We start from the raw sequence: 16,360 nt of genomic DNA, 5'->3' as shown, positions 1-16,360 counted from the left end.
ACACGGTCCAGCCGGCGTCACCCCCTGCGGTGACCTGCACGAAGGGTGTTCGCCAGCCAGCCGTATCCGGCCATTCATTGGCCGAAGAATGATCTTCAGTAGACCTGCCGAACCTGCCGATGCAGGAGGCATCGACACTGAAGGAGGCCTGCCATGGGCGACATTCTGCTGGCCCTGTCCATCCCCGTGCTGGTCTTCGCCTCCGGCATCTACGCGGCATGCGATACCTGGTGGCGGCGCCGGCACCCGGCGCCGCCGTCCCCGTACACCCACCAGGCCGCCCGGCTCGCCGAGCGCGCGATGCTCGTGGACGCCGAGCAGATCGTGGACGGCGCCTACGCGACGCTCGGCACGCTCTACGACGGCCCGACGGCGGCGGACACGCGCGTTCCGGCCACCGGCGTCACGCCCGGGGCGGCTGCCAGCCCGGATCACGACCGGTCAGCGCCAGCACCCGCGCAAAGGGGCTAGCCCCGTCCGGTACGGGGAAGGGCTCGCCGAACACCTTCGCCTCGCGGGCCTTCGGAGCCATCGCCGCCATGACGGGGCCGAGCTCGTCCACCACGTCCGCGTCCGGTTCGAACCCCTGGCCGGTGGCCCGTGCCAGGTCCCACGCGTGCACCGTCAGATCACCGAGCACCATGTGTCCGACCGTCCGCGCGGGGAACCCCATGGCGCCCGTGGTCCCCTCCTCCGCGCCCGGCGCCGCCCACGCCGCGACCAGCGCGGCCGTCTCCTCGCCGAAACGTTCCCGCCAGTCCCCGGTGACCGCGTCCGGGGTCTCACCGAACTCCGCGTCCCGCTTCGCCGCGAGCGCGGTGAAGTTGCCGATCACCTGCGAGAGGTGGCTGACCAGGGCCCGTACGTCGTACTCCGCGCACGGCGTGGGGTCCGCCAGCCGGCTGTCGTCGATCCCCCGGACCACCGGCAGCGCGCCGCCGGCCGCCGCGTCCAGCAATTCACTGATCTTCTTCATGCTCCGACCCTGCGTCCGGCGACGTCCGGCGTCTTGAACAAACGCGACAGCCGGGACACGAACACGGGCCGGGTCCTAGGATCGGGAACCATGTCCGGCTCCCGAGGTCCCCGACGCGACACCCGGGGCATCGTCGCCGCCCCCGAGCTGTTCACCCACGTACGCTTCCGCCGCCGCGAGCCCGCCCCCGCGCTGCGCCCGTACCTGGAGCACTACTGGCTGATCGACTGGGATCTGCGCGAGCCGTACGCCTCCCATCTGGTCCCGCACCCCAGCGTCAACCTGGTCTTCGAGCGGTACGCGGGCTGCGGGGACGAGGACGCCGGGTTCGCGGAGGTCTCGGGCATCGGCCTGGAGCTCTTCACGCAGAAGCTGGAGGGGCGGGGCCGGGTCTGCGGTGTGCAGTTCCGGCCGGGCGGCTTCCGGCCGTTCGCACCGGACCGCCCGGTGTCCGACTGGACGGGCCGCCGGGTCCCGGCCGCCGAGGTCTTCACGCCGCCCGCCCCGCCGTCGGCCGTACTGGACCCCGGGCAGGAGGACGCACGGGTCGCGGCGCTCGACGCGTACCTGCTGGCACTCGGCCCCCGGCCGGATCCGCAGGCCGAGCGGGCGATGGCCCTGGTCGACCTCGTACGCACCGACCGCACGGTCCGCCGCGTCGGTGAACTGGCCCGGTCCGAGGGACTGTCGGTGCGGTCGCTGCAACGGCTCTTCGCCACGTACGTGGGCGTCGGCCCCAAGTGGGTCATCCTGCGCTACCGCATCCACGAGGCGCTGGAACGCGCCGAGTCGGACCCGGCGGTGGACTGGGCGGGACTCGCCGCGGATCTCGGCTACAGCGACCAGGCGCACCTGGTCAGGGACTTCACCGCGACGGTCGGCGTCCCGCCGACCGTGCTGGGTGCCCTCTGAATGTCAGTGCCCCGTCCTACAGTGCAGAGATGGAGCGCGCCGAAGCACCATCCGTACGGATCGAGCCCTGGTCGGACAGCGACCTGGAACTGCTCCGCCGTGCCAACGCACCGGAGCTGATGGACCATCTGGGCGGCCCCGAGTCCCCGGAGCAGCTCATCGCGCGTCATGGCCGCTACGTGGCCCTGAGTGCGGACCGGGAGGGCCGCGGCAGGATGTACCGCATCGCGCTGCCCGCAGAGGCCGACGCCGTGGGCACCATCGGCTTCTGGGAGCGCACCTGGCAGGGCCGGGAGGTGTACGAGACGGGGTGGGCCGTTCTCCCGGAGTTCCAGGGCCGGGGCATCGCGTCGGCCGCGACGGCGGCCGTGGCCGCGCAGGCGCGCGCCGCGCGCAGACACCGTTATCTGCACGCCTACCCGTCCGTGGACAACGCCGCGTCGAACGGGGTGTGCCGCAGGGCGGGGTTCCTGCTGAGGGGCGAGTGCGAGATCGAGTACCCGCCGGGACACCCGCTGCTGACCAACGACTGGCGGCTGGACCTCCATCCGGAACGGCGGTAGGGCGTAAGGCATGCCGGTTCAGGGGAAACACTGTTCCGCCAGGCGAACCGGGCATACGCTCGGCCTCCCGGGAACGGGCGCCGGTATTCCGCCCCTGACCGAAAGGCGGCCCCATGGCCACGGCGGCCCTTCTCTGTATCGGACTGGCGCAACTCGCCCTGGCGGTCATGGCTTTCGGGGCCGGCCGGGGATCCGGGCCGGGCGCCGGATGGTGGATCGGCATCCTGGGGTGCGGCCTCGCCTATGACTCGCTCGTCGTGGCGGCCGGGGCGGCCGTGGGCGAGGGGGTGGCGCTGGAAACGCTGAACGTGGGCCGGTTCGTCGTCCACGCCGTGCTGACCCCGGTCGTGATCGTCTGCGGAACGCTGCTGCTCGGACCCCGACCGCGGACCCTGACGACAGCCTGGCTGGTGGCCGGGGCGTCGGCCGTGGCCGGCGCACTGCTCACACTGCCCGGGCTCACCCTGGAACCGCGCCGCTGGGCGGGCACCCTGAGGTACGTCGCCGCCGGGGACCACGGCGCACCCGTGGCCGCCGTGTTCTGCATCCTGGTGCTGCTCGGGATCGGAGTGCGGGCCTGGGTCCGGGACGCGGTGCGATGGACCGCCCTCGGCGCGGGCGCCGTGTTCGTCGCGTCCGCGTTCGCCTTCTCCGTACCGCTTCTCGGGAACGCGGGAGAGGCGCTGATGCTCGCCGGCCTGGTGGCCGCGCTCCGGGACCCCCGCACGGCCGGCGCCCGGCTGCCACGACGAGCGAGTCATAGGCGAGGCCGCACCCCAGGATGCCGATCCACCATCCGGCGCCCGGCCCGGATCCCCGGCCGGCCCCGAAAGCCATGACCGCCAGGGCGAGTTGCGCCAGTCCGATACAGAGAAGGGCCGCCGTGGCCATGGGGCCGCCTTTCGGTCAGGGGCGGAATCGACGCGGCCGCGGCTGCCGGTGACGAGGGTGAGCATGGTGAGGGAGCTCCAAGGAGGAAGGACGGGAGGCGGGTGCCGTGCGGCACCACCGCGTCAACTGTGCCACACATTTGCTTCGCGCCGCATATTTATCTGCGCCGCACAGCAAATGTGTGGCACAGTTGACGCGGTGGTGCCGCACGGCACCCGCCTCCCGTCCTTCCTCCTTGGAGCTCCCTCACCATGCTCACCCTCGTCACCGGCAGCCGCGGCCGCGTCGGCTCCGCGCTCGTCTCGCTCCTGCACGCGGGCGGCCACGCCGTGCGCGCCGGATCCCGCAACCCGGACGGCCTTGACCTGCCCGCCGGGATCCCGTCCGTAGCCTGCGACCTCGGCGACCCCAGCACCTTCCCGGCCGCCCTGAAGGGCGTCGACTCCGTCTTCCTCTACGCCGAGCCGTCCCACATCACCGAGTTCCTCGCCGCCGCGCAGACCGCCGGCGTCGCGCACATCGCCCTGCTCTCCTCCAGCTGGGTCCTCGACCCGGACGCCGGCTCCCACCCGATCGCCGCCTCCCCCCACGCCGTGGAGCAGGCGCTGACCGCCTCGCCCCTCACCGCGACCCTGCTGCGCCCCGGCACCTTCGCGGGCAACGCCCACCAGTGGTCGGAAGCCATCCGGTCGGGCCGCCCCGTCGAACTGCCGTACCCGAACAGCGGCACCAGCCCCATCGACGAGGCCGACATCGCCGAGGCGGCGCTCGCCGTCCTCACCGACGCACGGCTCCAGGGCTCGGCGTACCACCTGACCGGCCCCGAATCCCTCACCGCGGCCGAACAGGTCGAGATCCTGGCCGCCGCGTCCGGCAGCCCCGTCACCGTCCGCACCGTGACCAGGGCCGACTGGAAGGCCGCCGTCTCCCCCTACATGCCCGAGGAGATCGCCGAGGGGCTGCTCGACTACTGGGCCGCCACGGACGGCTCCGCCGCCGAAGTCACCGGAGAGACGGAGAAACTGACCGGCCGTCCGGCCCGTACGTTCACGGCGTGGGCCGCCGGCCACGCCGCCGCCTTCCGCGCCTGACGCCCACGCGACCCGACCGAATCCCGTGGCTGCGCCCCCCGCCCCAATGGCATCCTGACCAGGTGAACGGACCCGAGATCCACCTCGAAGTCGCCCCCGAGCTACGCGTCTTCGTCGCGCACGAACGCCGCCGCGGCCGGACCGCCGTGACCACCGACGGCTCGTCGACCCTCGGCCACGTGGTGGAGTCGCTCGGCGTCCCGCTCACCGAGGCCGGCCAACTCCTCGTCGACGGAAACCCCGTGCCCGTGTCACACATCCCCGCGACGGGCGAACAGGTCGAGGTCCGGGCCGTCCGGCGCCCACAGCAGGTACCGGGCGCACCCCTGCGCTTCCTCCTCGACGTCCACCTCGGCACCCTCGCTCGGCGGCTGCGGCTGCTCGGGGTCGACGCGGCGTACGAGAGCGAGGACATCGGCGACCCCGCACTGGCCACCCGCTCCGCGAAGGAGCGGCGGGTCCTGCTCTCCCGGGACCGCGGACTGCTGCACCGGCGGGAGATCTGGGCCGGGGCGTACGTCTACAGCGACCGCCCCGAGGAGCAGCTGCGGGACGTGCTGGAACGGTTCGCGCCGGACCTCGCCCCGTGGACGCGGTGCACGGCGTGCAACGGGCCGCTGGCGGCGGCCGACAAGGACTCCGTCAGCGGGCAACTGGAGCACGGAACACAGAAGTCCTACGACGTCTTCGCGCAGTGCACGGAGTGCGGCCGGGTCTACTGGCGCGGCGCCCACCACGCCCGCCTGGAGGCGATCGTCGACGAAGCCGTCCGCGACTTCGGCAGTGCCCTGACCGGCCCCGGACCGTCGGGCACCTGATTCCGCGCCCCGCGTCAGGGTGCGTCGCCGTCGCGCAGCTTCCCGACCTGCGCGGCGCTCAGCTCCACGGTCCGCCGCATATGAGCGATGAGGAAGGCGACCTCGCTGTCGTCATACGTGTCGAACAGCGCCGCCCAGCCACCGTTCAGCCGCTCCCAGACCGCACCGAACTCCACCATCCGTTCCGGAACCGTCGTGACCAGCACCCGCCGCCGGTCCGCCGTGTCCCGCGCGCGGGTCACATACCCGGCCCGCTCCAGCCGGTCGACGAGCCGGGTCGCCGAGCCGGTGGTGAGCCCGGTGAGCTCCGCGACGCGGCCCGTGGTGACGGGCCCGGCCTCCAGACCGAGCAGGTTGAGGCACTGGAGGTCCGTGGGATGGAGGCCCAGATGGTCGGCCACGGCCTGGTTGAACAGCGCGTACGAGGCCATGTAGCGGCGCGAGGTGACGGCCAGCTCGGCCAGCAGGGCGCTGCGCCGGGGAGCGGATGACTTCTGCGGCATGCAGAGAGTGTACGGAGCAGACACCGCCCCGGCCCTCACCGCTCAGAACACGTACTCGTCCCCGGTGGCGAGAGCCAGCACCTCGTGTTCGCTGTTCTTCGCGTCCCGGTCCGTCGCCCCGCCGTTCCACACGGTGTCGATCCGCACGACCACCTCGGCCGGCCGGCCCGCGAGCCGGAGTTCGAGGGCGAGCTGCCGCTGCTCGGAGCCGTCCGCGTGCAATGCGCCCGTCCGGCACAGCACGGTCGTCCGGTCGGCCCGCAGGCACTCCTGCGGCAGCCGCTGGCGGCCCGCCAGCGGTACGGAGATCCGCAGCCGCACGGTCGCTCCGTCCAGATCCGCCGGCCCGCGGTTCTCGCTGCGCAGAAAGATCCCGAGCCCGGACCCCCACAGCGAGACATGCCCGTGGTGCGAAACATCCGCCTCCGGCGCGACGTTCCGCGCCGGAGGCGTACCGAAGGGCGCACCGACGGCCGCGGCCGTCCCGGCCGCACCCAGCGCCACCGTCGACGCCATCGCCGCCGCGGCGGCCACCCCCAGCAGAGCCTTACGCGTCACTACCATGCCCTGAAGATACAGATCATCACGAATTATCCATATTTACCCACTTGTTCGGCGCGTCTCGGATCCGCGGCCATGGCACCCTTCCCCCATGTCCGTGATCCGCTCCCTCGCCCTCTTCGTCGTCGCCGCCCTCTTCGAGATCGGCGGCGCCTGGCTCGTGTGGCAAGGAGTCCGGGAACACCGCGGCTGGGCCTGGATCGGCGGGGGCGTCATCGCTCTGGCCACCTACGGCTTCGTCGCCACACTCCAGCCCGACGGCGAGTTCGGGCGGGTGCTCGCCGCGTACGGCGGGGTCTTCGTCGTGGGGTCGATCGCCTGGGGCATGGCCGCCGACGGCTACCGCCCCGACCGCTGGGACGTCACGGGCGCACTGATCTGCCTGGCCGGCATGGCCGTGATCATGTACGCCCCCCGCAACCACTGACCGCGTCCCTGCCTATCCTGGGCCCGTACCGATCAGCTGTCCGAGGAGCCCGCCATGGCCGCCGCATCCCCCATCGCCGTCATCACCGGAGCGAGCAGCGGCATCGGCGCCGCGACCGCCCGGCAGCTGGCGGCAGCCGGCTTCCGCGTGGTGCTGACCGCCCGCCGCAAGGACCGCATCGAGGCGCTCGCCGCCGAGATCACCGAGGCGGGCCACGAGGCCACGGCCTACGCCCTGGACGTCACCGACCGCGCCGCGGTCGACGAGTTCGCCACCGCGTTCCGCACCCTCGCCGTCCTCGTCAACAACGCGGGCGGCGCGCTCGGGGCCGACCCCGTGGCCACCGGCGACCCGGCGGACTGGCGTCAGATGTACGAGACCAACGTCATCGGCACGCTCAACGTCACCCAGGCCCTGCTCCCGGCCCTCACCGCGAGCGGCAACGGCACGGTGGTCATCCTCTCCTCCACCGCCGGTCTCTCCACGTACGAGGGCGGCGGCGGCTACGTGGCCGCCAAGCACGGCGAGCACGTCCTGGCGGAGACCCTCCGCCTGGAGATCGTCGGCACCCCGGTCCGCGTCATCGAGGTCGCCCCGGGCATGGTCAAGACGGAGGAGTTCGCCACCACCCGCTTCCGCGGCGACACGGAGAAGGCCGCCAAGGTCTACGCCGGCGTCGACGCCCCGCTCACCGCGGACGACGTGGCCGACACGATCACCTGGGCCATCACCCGCCCCAGCCACGTGAACATCGACCTCCTGGTGGTCCGCCCCCGCGCCCAGGCCTCCAACTCGAAGGTCCACCGCACGGTCTGACGAACGTCACGTATCACCCTTCCGGGCGAATCTCTTCGATCACTCGAAGCGGCATCGCCCGCCCCGCATACGCTCGGTCACACCTTCATGCCGGACGGCCCTCGACCGGGATTACAGTCCCGGCCGAGAGCCTCACCACCAAGGAACTGAGGCTTCCCGTGGCTGAGCACGACCTTAACGCGCCCGCACTCTTCGAAGTCAGCGATCTCGTTCCTCGCTCAACAGGGTTCATGGACCTCACCGATCCCGAGTACAGCTATATGTTCGGTTTCGTCCAAGCAGACGGCCATCTCTCCGCCGGATCCGGCCAAAAGGGGCGCCTGACCGTCGAAATCAACGTGCGAGATGTCGCGATTCTCCGTGAGTTCCAGCGGCTGACGCCGTACAACAGCAGCATCACCGAGCGCATCCGGGCCACTAACTTCTCCGACCGTCACCACTCGGCGATCTGGTCCGTCTGCTCCCTGGATGCCAGGTCCTTGATCAATGAGCTGGGGATCCCCTACGGGCACAAGTCGCGGCGCATTACACCACCCCGGGTGGACTTCTCAGCCCGCGACTATCTTCGCGGAGTCATCGACGCCGACGGCTCGGTGGGCATCACCGGCCAGGGATTCCCCTTCATTTCCCTGACCACGGCCAGCACAGCCGTGGGGGCCTTCCTCTGCTTCTACGCGAAGCAGGTGACCGGGGCTCAGCGCTACATCAAACGCAACGCTCGTGACGGCATCTACAACGTCATGTACACCATGGAAGCCGCCGTACGCCTGGCCGAACACCTCTACTACCCCGACTGCCTGGCGCTGCGCCGCAAACAGGAGGCTGCCGGAGCCGTCTTCGCCTGGCAGCGCCCTCCTGGGGTGAAGCCCCGCGGGAAGAACCGGCGTTGGAAGCCCTGGGAGGACGAAGTCCTCATCCGGCTGGACAGCGCCGCCGCTGCGGCGCCTGAACTCGACCGGAGCGAGGCCAGTTGCTCGGTGCGGCTGTGGCGGCTGAAATCCGGCCAGGTCTCCCCACCCGCTGACGCGACGCCCAGCCAGTAGCCCAAGCGTGGGTGGAGGCCGCCCGAGGCGGCCTCCACCCACGCTTCAGCCCTTCACGCAGATGACCTGCTTCAGCTTCGCAACCACCTCGACCAGGTCGCGCTGCCGCTGCATGACCTGCTCGATCGGCTTGTACGCGCCCGGGATCTCGTCCACGACTCCGGAGTCCTTGCGGCACTCCACGCCCCGTGTCTGCTCCTCCAAGTCGCGTGTCGAGAACCGCTTCTTGGCCGCGTTACGGCTCATTCGACGGCCCGCCCCATGCGAGGCGGAATTGAACGCCTTCTCGTTGCCGAGGCCCTTCACGATGTACGTGGCCGTGCCCATGGAGCCCGGAATGATCCCCAGCTCACCGCTGCCCGCCCGAATCGCCCCCTTACGGGTGACCAGCAGGTCCATACCCCCGTACCGCTCCTCTGCCACGTAGTTGTGGTGACAGCTGACTTCCTGGGCGAAGGCCACGCTCGCCTTCTTGAACTCCTTGCGCACCACGCCCTTCAGGAGCGCCATCATCGTCGCGCGGTTGTGCTTCGCGTACTCCTGCGCCCAGAAGAGGTCGTTGCGGTAGGCAGCCATCTGCGGGGTGTCTGCGAGGAAGACAGCCAGGTCACGGTCGACCAGACCCTGGTTGTGCGCCAACCGCTGCGCCTGGCCGATGTGGAAGTCGGCGAGTTCCTTGCCGATGGCACGCGACCCGGAGTGCAGCGTCAGCCACACGGCGCCGACCTCGTCCAGCGAGACCTCGATGTGGTGGTTTCCCCCGCCGAGCGTTCCCATCTGCTTCGTGGCACGTTCCTGACGGAATTTGACCGCGTCGGCCACCCCGTCGAACCGTCCCCAGAAGTCGTCCCAGCCGGTCGCCGCGAGGTCCCGCAGCCGGTCCGGGTCGACCGGGTCGGTGTGCATCCCCCGGCCCACCGGAATGGCCTCCTCGATCCTCGACCGGAGCGGGGACAGGTCCCCGGGCAGGTCGTTGGCGGTCAGCGAGGTCTTGACCGCGGACATGCCGCAGCCGATGTCCACGCCCACCGCCGCCGGGCAGACCGCTCCGTGCATCGCGATCACCGAGCCGACCGTGGCGCCCTTGCCGAAGTGGACGTCCGGCATCACGGCCAGGCCCTTGATCCATGGCAGGGTGGCGACGTTGCGCAGCTGCTGCATGGCGACGTCCTCGACCGAGGCCGGATCGGCCCACATACGGATGGGGACCTTCGCGCCCGGTACCTCTACATACGACATAACCCCTCGATTCCCCCGAAAAGACTGAAAGCGCAAAACCGGTGCCAAGGTCGGCAAATGAGTCGGTCGACCGGCATTCACGGCGGCGCGTGCGATACACATTGTGTCCATCGGCCGCCATCGAGCGGCAACCGTTTTTCGCGCGAAGGGAGCCCAGGACCGTGCGACGAATGGCGTACGTACCCGGCGCCGTGCTGATCGTGGCACTCGTCGCCGGCTGCAGTGCCGGCACCGAAGGCGACGCATCCGCCACCGACAGCAAGCCCGGCACCCTGTCCGCCTCCGCCGCGCCCCCGGGCAAGTACCGCACCCTGCCCGAGGCCTGCCGCGCCATCCCGCTCGCCACGCTGAAGGACCTGCTGCCGGGCGCCGCGCAACTGCCCGAGGTCCAGCAGGAGCAGGTGTACGAGGGCACGCCCGCCGGAACGTTCGACACGGACCGTCGTGTCGGCTGCAGCTGGAAGTCCGAGGCCGCCGACGCCTCCCGCAGCGTCACCCTCGACTTCGAGCGTGTCGTCTCGTACGACCCGGCCGTGAGCGACGACGACCGCGCCCGCGAGGTGTACGCGAAGAAGGAGGAGGCCGCGGACCTCCCCTCGGCCTCCGTGCCGTCCGACGGCACGGAGAAGGAGACGGGGAAGGCCCCGGTCTCGTCCGAGGGCTCGCCTCCGGGGAAGACGGACGCGACGCCGGGCGCCGGCACCGGCCCGGAGAGCAGCCCGGGCGCCGACGCGGACGGTGGTACGGGCAGCGGCGACGCGGCCGGCGGCACGGAGGACGCCGCGGACGGCGGCACGGCGGGCAGCCCCGCCGAGAACCTCCGGCCCCGCGTCCTCGACACACTCGGGGACAGCGCGTTTCTGGACGATCTGCTCACTCCGGCAGGTTCCGCCGCACAGCAGCGCACGGTGAGCGTGGTATTCCGCACATCGAACGTCATCGTCACCATCCGGTACACCGCGCAGCCGGCCCTCTCCACCGAGGTCCCCGACAGCAAGGAACTGCAGGAGAAGGCCCAGGCCCTGGGCGAGAAGCTGGTCAACGGACTCAGCGAGTAACCCCGCCCCCGGCCGCCACGGGCCGCCCTCCGGGACTCCCGGCCGAGGCGGCGTCCGGGACCCGTCCGTCGTACCGTGGCCCTCCGGACCACCCGCCCGACCGCCGTGCCACCCGAGTGAAGGAACCATGCACCGATCAGCCCCGCGACTCACCCGCATACTCGCCTGCGCCGCCGTCCCGGTGATGCTCGTCGTCGCCGGCTGCTCGTCGGACTCCGACGGGAAGAAGGACGACGCCTCCTCGTCGTCCGCCGCACCGGACGCGACGAAGACCGAACCGGCCGTCGCACCGGCGAAGTTCGCCGCGCTGCCCGACCCGTGCAAGTCGCTCACCACGAAGACGGTCAAGTCCCTGGTCCCCTCGGCCAAGAACAAGAGCGGTACGCGCGGCAAGTCCAGCGACACCGCCGCGCGCGGCGGCTGCTCCTGGAACGGCCTCGACGACAACGGCGTCAAGGGCTCCCAGTACCGCTGGCTCGACGTCGGCTTCACCCGCTTCGCCTCCGACCAGTCCCTGGGCAGCGGAGCGGACCGCGCCCAGGCGGACTACACGAAGCAGGTCGCCAAGGCCCAGGCGGCCGAGGGTGCGAAGAAGCTCGCCACCGCCCCGGCCCCGGCCGGCTCGATCGGCGAAGAGGCCACCAAGGTCACGTACGACCTCACCAAGACGGGTGAGGACTTCAAGTACGTCACGGTCATCGCCCGTACGGGCAACGTCGTCGTCACCGTCAACTACAACGGTGCGGGCTACGCGGGCGCAAAGACCCCGTCCGCCGCGGACATCCTGAAGGGTGCCGAGAAGGCCGCCAAGGAGGCCGTCGCCTCGGTGGCCGCCGCCAACGACGCCGGACAGCCGAGCGGCTCGCCGAAGCCCTCCGGGTCCGCCTCGGCCAAGGCCTCCGCCAAGGCCTCCGCCTCCGCCACGAAGACGGGCTGACCGCCCCCGGCCCTCCCCTGCGACGAAGCCCGGTCCTCGCCCGGGAACCGGGCTTCGCCCCTCCCCGCGCAACAGCAGGCTCCGGCATGTGCCAGGCTGTGCCCGCCGGATCTCGAAGTCGTCCCGCTGGAACGGACGTCGGGGACAAAGAATTGGGGAGGGGTCGCGGGTGGCCGCGATGCAGCTGACACGCACTCACCGGATACTCGTCGGGCTCGTGGTCGCCGGTGCGGTACTCATCGCGGCGATCGGTTTCGCGGGTTCCTACGCGGCCGTGCGCGAGCTCGCCGAGCAGAAGGGCTTCGGCGGTTTCTCGGTCGTCTTCCCGATCGGCATCGACGCCGGCATCTGCGTCCTGCTCGCGCTGGACCTGCTGCTGACCTGGCTCCGCATCCCGTTCCCGCTGCTGCGCCAGACCGCGTGGCTGCTGACCGCGGCGACGATCGCGTTCAACGGCGCCGCCGCCTGGCCCGACCCGCTGGGCACCGGCATGCACGCCGTGATCCCGGTGCTGTTCGTCGTCTCCGTCGAGGCCGCCCGCCACGCCGTGGGCCGGATCGCCGACATCACCGCCGACAAGCACATGGAGGGCGTCCGCCTCACCCGCTGGCTGCTCTCCCCCGTGCCCACGTTCCGGCTGTGGCGGCGGATGAAGCTGTGGGAACTGCGGTCGTACGAGCAGGTCATCAAGCTCGAACAGGACCGGCTGATCTACCAGGCCCGCCTCCAGGCCCGCTTCGGCCGCAGCTGGCGCCGCAAGGCACCCGTCGAGTCGCTGATGCCGCTCCGCCTCGCCAAGTACGGCGTCCCGCTCGCCGAGACGGGCCCCGCCGGACTCGCCGCGGCCGGCATCGAACCGGCCCTGCTGCCCCCGGCCCCCGATCCAGCGAGGGCCCAGGCCCCCGCATCCGTCGTGGAGGCGGCCCCGCAGCCGGAGCTCGCGTACGACCCCCGGCAGAACCCGCAGAACCCGCAGCAGCAGCCGGTTCAGCAGGAGCAGTACGCCAAGACGGTTCCCGGTGAGTGGGCCGAGGAGCAGCAGTTCGCGGAAGGGCCCGGCACGCATGACAGCCCGTGGTTCGCGGCGCAGGTGCCGGACGCGGCGTACGAGGGCTCGTACAACCCGATGTACGTCGAGGGCCTGGAGCCCACCCCGGTGATGATCCCGTCGGGTCCGGGGGGCCGCACGCGGCCGCTGGGCAACGTCGGCACGATCGGCGCGGTGCCCGGGCAGCGTACGGAGCAGATGCCGATGGCACCGGAGGCCGAAGAGGCTCCGGAGCAGGGACAGGAACAGGGGCCCGTGCAGGAGCAGGGGCCCGTGCAGGAGCGGTTCCCGGTGCAGGAGCAGCAGCCGAAGGCCGTCGTCGAGGCCGCTGACGAGTGGGCCGAGGAGTGGGCGCAGGAGGACGCGGAGTTCAGCGAGATCGCGTACGAGGTCTTCGCCGCGTTCGTGACGCAGCACAGCACGTACCCCAGTATCGAGGTCCTCGACATACATCTGTCGGACGGGCACAACGTGCGGCACCCGCGCAGTGCGGCTCTGCTCCGCCAGTTGATCCAGGGCTTCAAGAACCGTTACCACGCCGAACTCGAGGCCGACCACATCGCGTGATCGGGACATAGAGCGACGACGGCAGGCGAAAAGAACAACGGCTGAGGGCCGTCACCCGCATCACCGGGGTGGCGGCCCTCAGCCGTGCGCGTTTGCGCAGGTCCGCGCGGATATCCGTGGCCGGGGAATGTCTCGAAAGAGGTATTCCCGGTACGTCCTAGGTCCTCTACATATCGCGCGGCGGCCGACCTAGATTCGATGGTGTGCCGCAGTGGAAGCGCCCCGGCGATTCACGCGTCACGGAAATCAGCTGATTTCACGTTGTCCGTCGCGCCGCCGGAATTCGCATGCTCCGTGCACCCGTATTCCCTCACTTCACGGAGTCCGGACCCGGCCGGCCCACCATGAGAGGAACACCGTGTCCCGCGCCCTTCCGCTAAGAGCCGTGCTCGCCTCCGCGGCCGTTCTCACGGCGATCGCGCCGATTGCCCTCCCGGCCCCCGCCCTGGCGAATTCGCCCGCCCCGGCGGCCTCGGCCGCCGGCCGACACACCGGTCCGGACGTGATCGACACCCGGGCGGCCGACGTCTACCCGGAGGGTGTCGCCTGGGACCCCACACGCCGCGCCTTCCTGGTCGGCTCCGCCCTGAAGGGCACCCTCTCGGTGATCCGGCTGGACGGCACCGTCGAGGAGCTCGCGCCGAGCATCGGCATGGTGTCCACGCTCGGAGTCCGGGTGGACACCGCGCGCAACCGCATCCTCGTCGCGTACAGCGACTTCTGGATCCGTCAGCGCCTGGAGGTCGGGGATCAGCCGCCCACCTCGGGTGTGGCGGTGTTCGCCCTGGACACCGGCAAGCTGCAGCGTCGTATCGACGTCGCCCAGGGGCTCCCCCGGACGTTCGCCAACGACCTGACCTTCGATCCGCAGGGCAACATCTACGTCACGGACTCCGTGTCGCAGACCCTTCAGCGGATCGACCTCGCCGGGCGTGTCACCCCGGTGGTGAGCGATCCCCGCTTCGCCGCGCAGATCGTCGGTCTGAACGGCATCGTGTGGCACCCGGACGGCTATCTGCTGGCCGTGCGCTACGACGACGGCCGGATGTTCAGGATCCGTCCCGACGCCCCGGCGGGCCGCAAGGTGGCCGAGGTGGACCTCGGCGAGCCGCTGGTGGGCACGGACGGGCTCGGGCTGCGTCCCGACGGCTCCCTGGTCGTCGTCACCAACTCCATCGGTGCCGCCGTCGGCGCGCCGGGTGGCGTGGACGCCGTCAAGGTCGTGGGTTCGCGCGACGGCTGGCGCAGTGCCTCGGTCCGCTCGCGGGTGGACCCGTGGCCGGTCGGCGGCCCGACGACCGTGGCGGTGACGCCGTACGGCGACTACGTGCTCAGCGGTGAGGTGGGGACGGTGCTGGTCGGGGAGACCTCGGACCGGATCGTCCTGCGTCGCCTTCCCTGCTCGGGCCCGGTGCGGCACGGGCACTCCACGACCAGCAACTCCACGAGCAGCAAGGGGATCATCCGATGACGACAACCAAGAGCCGAGGCGTTCTCTGGGCGTTGGTCGCCACCTCTCTGCCCATGTTCATGGTCTCGCTGGACAATCTCGTCGTCACCAACGCGCTGGCGGAGATCAGCCAGGACTTCGACGTGAAGCAGTCGGAGCTGCAGTGGGTGATGAACGGCTATGTGCTGGCCTTCGCCGGTCTGCTGCTGGCGGGTGCGGCGCTGGGTGACCGGTTCGGGCGCCGGCGGGTGTTCCTGAGCGGCATCGCCCTGTTCACCCTGTCCTCCGTGGCGTGTGCGATGGCCGGTTCGGTCGTGACGCTCGTGATCGCCCGGGTCTTCCAGGGTGCGGGCGCGGCGGCCATTCTCCCGGTCTCGCTCACGCTGGCGGTCGGCGCGGTGTCGCGGGCGCAGCGGAACCTGGCCGTCGGTGTGTGGGGCGGTGTCAACGGACTCGGTATCGCGGCGGGTCCGCTCGCGGGCGGTCTGGTGACCGAGAAGATCGAGTGGAGCTGGATCTTCTGGATCAACGTGCCGGTCGGTGTGATCGCTCTGCCGCTCGCCCTGTGGGCGGTCAGCGAGAGCCGCGGCAAGGAACGGAGCCTGAACGTCCCGAGCATGGTGCTGGTGACCGCTTCGGTCGTGTCGGCGGTCTGGGGCATCGTGTCGGCGGCCGACCACGGCTGGACGCACGCCACCACGCTGACCGGGCTGTCCCTCACGGTGATTCTGGCGGTGGGGTTCATCGTGTCGGAGCGCAACAGCAGGTTCCCGCTCATCCCGGCGCACATGTACCGCGCGCCGGCGTTCGTGCTGAGCAACGTGGTGTCGATCACGATGTACTTCGGTGTCTTCGGGTCGATCTTCTTCCTCACGCAGTTCCTTCAGGGCCCCATGGGTTACTCCCCGTTCGAGGCGGGTCTGCGCACCATCCCGTGGACGCTGGCGCCGATGTTCGTGGTGCCGGTCGCCAGCCAGTTCGTGGACCGGATCGGCGGCGGTGTGCTCCAGGCGGCGGGCTGCGCCCTTCAGGGGGTCGGCCTGGGCTGGATCGCCCTGGTCGTGACGCCGGACGTCGGGTACGGCGCGATGGTGCCGGCGCTGGCGCTGGCCGGTATCGGTATGGGCCTGGTCTTCGCGGGCAACCCCGCCACGGTGATCTCGGCGGTGCCGGAGAACGAGCAGAACAAGGCGTCCGGTGCCAACAACACCAGCCGTGAGTTCGGCGGCGCGCTGGGTGTGGCGGCGCTGACCACCGTGTTCAGCCGGCAGTTCGCCGACAACACCTCGGGCGATCCGGCCGCGGCGTTCACCGACGGGCTGGAGGCCGCTCTGTGGATCGGTGTGGCCGTCGTGATGATCGGCGCGGTGAGCGGCATGTTCATCCGGCGGAGCGCGGAGCGTGCCGGCGACGAGGCGGCCGAGGACAGCGCGGTGTCGGTCCCGGTCGGCTGACCGGTC

The 16,360-nt window shown here is 71.0% G+C and carries 18 protein-coding genes; 14 read left to right on the top strand and 4 right to left on the bottom strand.

Annotated elements, in window-relative coordinates:
• Positions 1–153 precede the first annotated feature (153 nt).
• Positions 154–471 (top strand): hypothetical protein, encoded by a 318-nt coding sequence (locus EAO72_RS29075; RefSeq protein ID WP_148020123.1) that lies wholly within the window; start codon positions 154–156, stop codon positions 469–471.
• Here EAO72_RS29075 and EAO72_RS29070 read toward each other — a convergent pair.
• A complete protein-coding gene (locus EAO72_RS29070; RefSeq protein ID WP_148020122.1) occupies positions 404–976 on the bottom strand; it encodes a TIGR03086 family metal-binding protein in 573 nt (190 codons plus the stop codon). The genes EAO72_RS29075 and EAO72_RS29070 overlap by 68 nt on opposite strands.
• A gap of 90 nt (positions 977–1,066) precedes the next feature.
• On the opposite strand from EAO72_RS29070, the gene EAO72_RS29065 reads away from it, so the two are divergent.
• The 5 genes from EAO72_RS29065 to EAO72_RS29045 all read left to right on the top strand — a co-directional run bounded on the left by EAO72_RS29065 (position 1,067) and on the right by EAO72_RS29045 (position 5,251).
• Positions 1,067–1,888: a helix-turn-helix domain-containing protein gene (locus EAO72_RS29065; RefSeq protein ID WP_148020121.1), complete on the top strand. Its 822-nt coding sequence runs from the start codon at positions 1,067–1,069 to the stop codon at positions 1,886–1,888.
• Positions 1,889–1,917: 29 nt separating this feature from the next.
• Complete coding sequence (locus tag EAO72_RS29060) at positions 1,918–2,451, top strand: GNAT family N-acetyltransferase (protein WP_148020120.1); 534 nt, start codon at positions 1,918–1,920, stop codon at positions 2,449–2,451.
• A 113-nt stretch (positions 2,452–2,564) separates the two neighbouring features.
• Positions 2,565–3,290: a hypothetical protein gene (locus EAO72_RS29055; RefSeq protein ID WP_148020119.1), complete on the top strand. Its 726-nt coding sequence runs from the start codon at positions 2,565–2,567 to the stop codon at positions 3,288–3,290.
• A 303-nt stretch (positions 3,291–3,593) separates the two neighbouring features.
• Positions 3,594–4,433: an NAD(P)H-binding protein gene (locus tag EAO72_RS29050; RefSeq protein WP_148020118.1), complete on the top strand. Its 840-nt coding sequence runs from the start codon at positions 3,594–3,596 to the stop codon at positions 4,431–4,433.
• Between the two features lie 62 nt (positions 4,434–4,495).
• A complete protein-coding gene (locus EAO72_RS29045; RefSeq protein ID WP_148020117.1) occupies positions 4,496–5,251 on the top strand; it encodes a Mut7-C RNAse domain-containing protein in 756 nt (251 codons plus the stop codon).
• A 14-nt stretch (positions 5,252–5,265) separates the two neighbouring features.
• Here EAO72_RS29045 and EAO72_RS29040 read toward each other — a convergent pair whose 3' ends face one another.
• Together EAO72_RS29040 and EAO72_RS29035 are read right to left on the bottom strand one after the other, a co-directional pair.
• Positions 5,266–5,754, bottom strand: a complete 489-nt coding sequence (locus EAO72_RS29040) for a MarR family winged helix-turn-helix transcriptional regulator (RefSeq protein ID WP_148020116.1) — start codon at positions 5,752–5,754, stop codon at positions 5,266–5,268.
• A gap of 42 nt (positions 5,755–5,796) precedes the next feature.
• Positions 5,797–6,318, bottom strand: coding sequence for a hypothetical protein (locus EAO72_RS29035; RefSeq protein WP_187285261.1), 522 nt, complete (start codon positions 6,316–6,318; stop codon positions 5,797–5,799).
• An 88-nt stretch (positions 6,319–6,406) separates the two neighbouring features.
• Here EAO72_RS29035 and EAO72_RS29030 point away from each other — a divergent pair, with 88 nt between their 5' ends.
• From EAO72_RS29030 to EAO72_RS29020, 3 genes are all read left to right on the top strand, one after another.
• Entirely contained in the window at positions 6,407–6,742 is a 336-nt protein-coding gene (locus EAO72_RS29030; RefSeq protein WP_148020115.1) for a YnfA family protein, read from the top strand.
• A 54-nt stretch (positions 6,743–6,796) separates the two neighbouring features.
• A complete protein-coding gene (locus EAO72_RS29025; protein WP_148020114.1) occupies positions 6,797–7,558 on the top strand; it encodes an SDR family NAD(P)-dependent oxidoreductase in 762 nt (253 codons plus the stop codon).
• A 158-nt stretch (positions 7,559–7,716) separates the two neighbouring features.
• Positions 7,717–8,601 carry a hypothetical protein gene (locus EAO72_RS29020; RefSeq protein WP_148020113.1) on the top strand — a complete coding sequence of 295 codons (885 nt, stop codon included), beginning with the start codon at positions 7,717–7,719 and terminating at the stop codon, positions 8,599–8,601.
• 45 nt (positions 8,602–8,646) lie between these two features.
• Here EAO72_RS29020 and EAO72_RS29015 read toward each other — a convergent pair whose 3' ends face one another.
• Complete coding sequence (locus EAO72_RS29015) at positions 8,647–9,840, bottom strand: RtcB family protein (RefSeq protein WP_148020112.1); 1,194 nt, start codon at positions 9,838–9,840, stop codon at positions 8,647–8,649.
• Between the two features lie 170 nt (positions 9,841–10,010).
• Between EAO72_RS29015 and EAO72_RS29010 the strand changes: the two genes are divergently transcribed.
• The 5 genes from EAO72_RS29010 (at position 10,011) to EAO72_RS28990 (ending at position 16,354) form a co-directional block, all read left to right on the top strand.
• Complete coding sequence (locus EAO72_RS29010; RefSeq protein WP_148020111.1) at positions 10,011–10,898, top strand: DUF3558 domain-containing protein; 888 nt, start codon at positions 10,011–10,013, stop codon at positions 10,896–10,898.
• Between the two features lie 127 nt (positions 10,899–11,025).
• Positions 11,026–11,835 (top strand): DUF3558 family protein, encoded by an 810-nt coding sequence (locus tag EAO72_RS29005; protein WP_148020110.1) that lies wholly within the window; start codon positions 11,026–11,028, stop codon positions 11,833–11,835.
• A 178-nt stretch (positions 11,836–12,013) separates the two neighbouring features.
• On the top strand, positions 12,014–13,450 hold the full coding sequence (locus EAO72_RS29000; protein ID WP_148020109.1) for a DUF2637 domain-containing protein: 1,437 nt from the start codon (positions 12,014–12,016) through the stop codon (positions 13,448–13,450).
• A gap of 385 nt (positions 13,451–13,835) precedes the next feature.
• A complete protein-coding gene (locus EAO72_RS28995) occupies positions 13,836–14,921 on the top strand; it encodes an SMP-30/gluconolactonase/LRE family protein (RefSeq protein WP_261991661.1) in 1,086 nt (361 codons plus the stop codon).
• Complete coding sequence (locus EAO72_RS28990; protein ID WP_148020108.1) at positions 14,918–16,354, top strand: MFS transporter; 1,437 nt, start codon at positions 14,918–14,920, stop codon at positions 16,352–16,354. The genes EAO72_RS28995 and EAO72_RS28990 overlap by 4 nt, the downstream gene beginning before the upstream one ends.
• The last annotated feature ends 6 nt before the right edge of the window (positions 16,355–16,360 follow it).

This window comes from Streptomyces sp. OR43, assembly GCF_008042275.1.
Lineage (GTDB): Bacteria > Actinomycetota > Actinomycetes > Streptomycetales > Streptomycetaceae > Streptomyces.
This window is presented reverse-complemented; position numbering and strand designations above follow the sequence as displayed.

Coding starts and splice junctions, on each gene's coding strand:
- EAO72_RS29035 (WP_187285261.1), bottom strand. CDS start 6,318: ATGGTAGTGACGCGTAAGGCTCTGCTGGGGGTGGCCGCCGCGGCGGCG.
- EAO72_RS29070 (WP_148020122.1), bottom strand. CDS start 976: ATGAAGAAGATCAGTGAATTGCTGGACGCGGCGGCCGGCGGCGCGCTG.
- EAO72_RS29010 (WP_148020111.1), top strand. CDS start 10,011: ATGGCGTACGTACCCGGCGCCGTGCTGATCGTGGCACTCGTCGCCGGC.
- EAO72_RS29060 (WP_148020120.1), top strand. CDS start 1,918: ATGGAGCGCGCCGAAGCACCATCCGTACGGATCGAGCCCTGGTCGGAC.
- EAO72_RS29055 (WP_148020119.1), top strand. CDS start 2,565: ATGGCCACGGCGGCCCTTCTCTGTATCGGACTGGCGCAACTCGCCCTG.
- EAO72_RS29075 (WP_148020123.1), top strand. CDS start 154: ATGGGCGACATTCTGCTGGCCCTGTCCATCCCCGTGCTGGTCTTCGCC.
- EAO72_RS29030 (WP_148020115.1), top strand. CDS start 6,407: ATGTCCGTGATCCGCTCCCTCGCCCTCTTCGTCGTCGCCGCCCTCTTC.
- EAO72_RS29065 (WP_148020121.1), top strand. CDS start 1,067: ATGTCCGGCTCCCGAGGTCCCCGACGCGACACCCGGGGCATCGTCGCC.
- EAO72_RS29005 (WP_148020110.1), top strand. CDS start 11,026: ATGCACCGATCAGCCCCGCGACTCACCCGCATACTCGCCTGCGCCGCC.
- EAO72_RS29025 (WP_148020114.1), top strand. CDS start 6,797: ATGGCCGCCGCATCCCCCATCGCCGTCATCACCGGAGCGAGCAGCGGC.
- EAO72_RS29015 (WP_148020112.1), bottom strand. CDS start 9,840: ATGTCGTATGTAGAGGTACCGGGCGCGAAGGTCCCCATCCGTATGTGG.
- EAO72_RS29050 (WP_148020118.1), top strand. CDS start 3,594: ATGCTCACCCTCGTCACCGGCAGCCGCGGCCGCGTCGGCTCCGCGCTC.
- EAO72_RS29000 (WP_148020109.1), top strand. CDS start 12,014: ATGCAGCTGACACGCACTCACCGGATACTCGTCGGGCTCGTGGTCGCC.
- EAO72_RS28990 (WP_148020108.1), top strand. CDS start 14,918: ATGACGACAACCAAGAGCCGAGGCGTTCTCTGGGCGTTGGTCGCCACC.
- EAO72_RS29040 (WP_148020116.1), bottom strand. CDS start 5,754: ATGCCGCAGAAGTCATCCGCTCCCCGGCGCAGCGCCCTGCTGGCCGAG.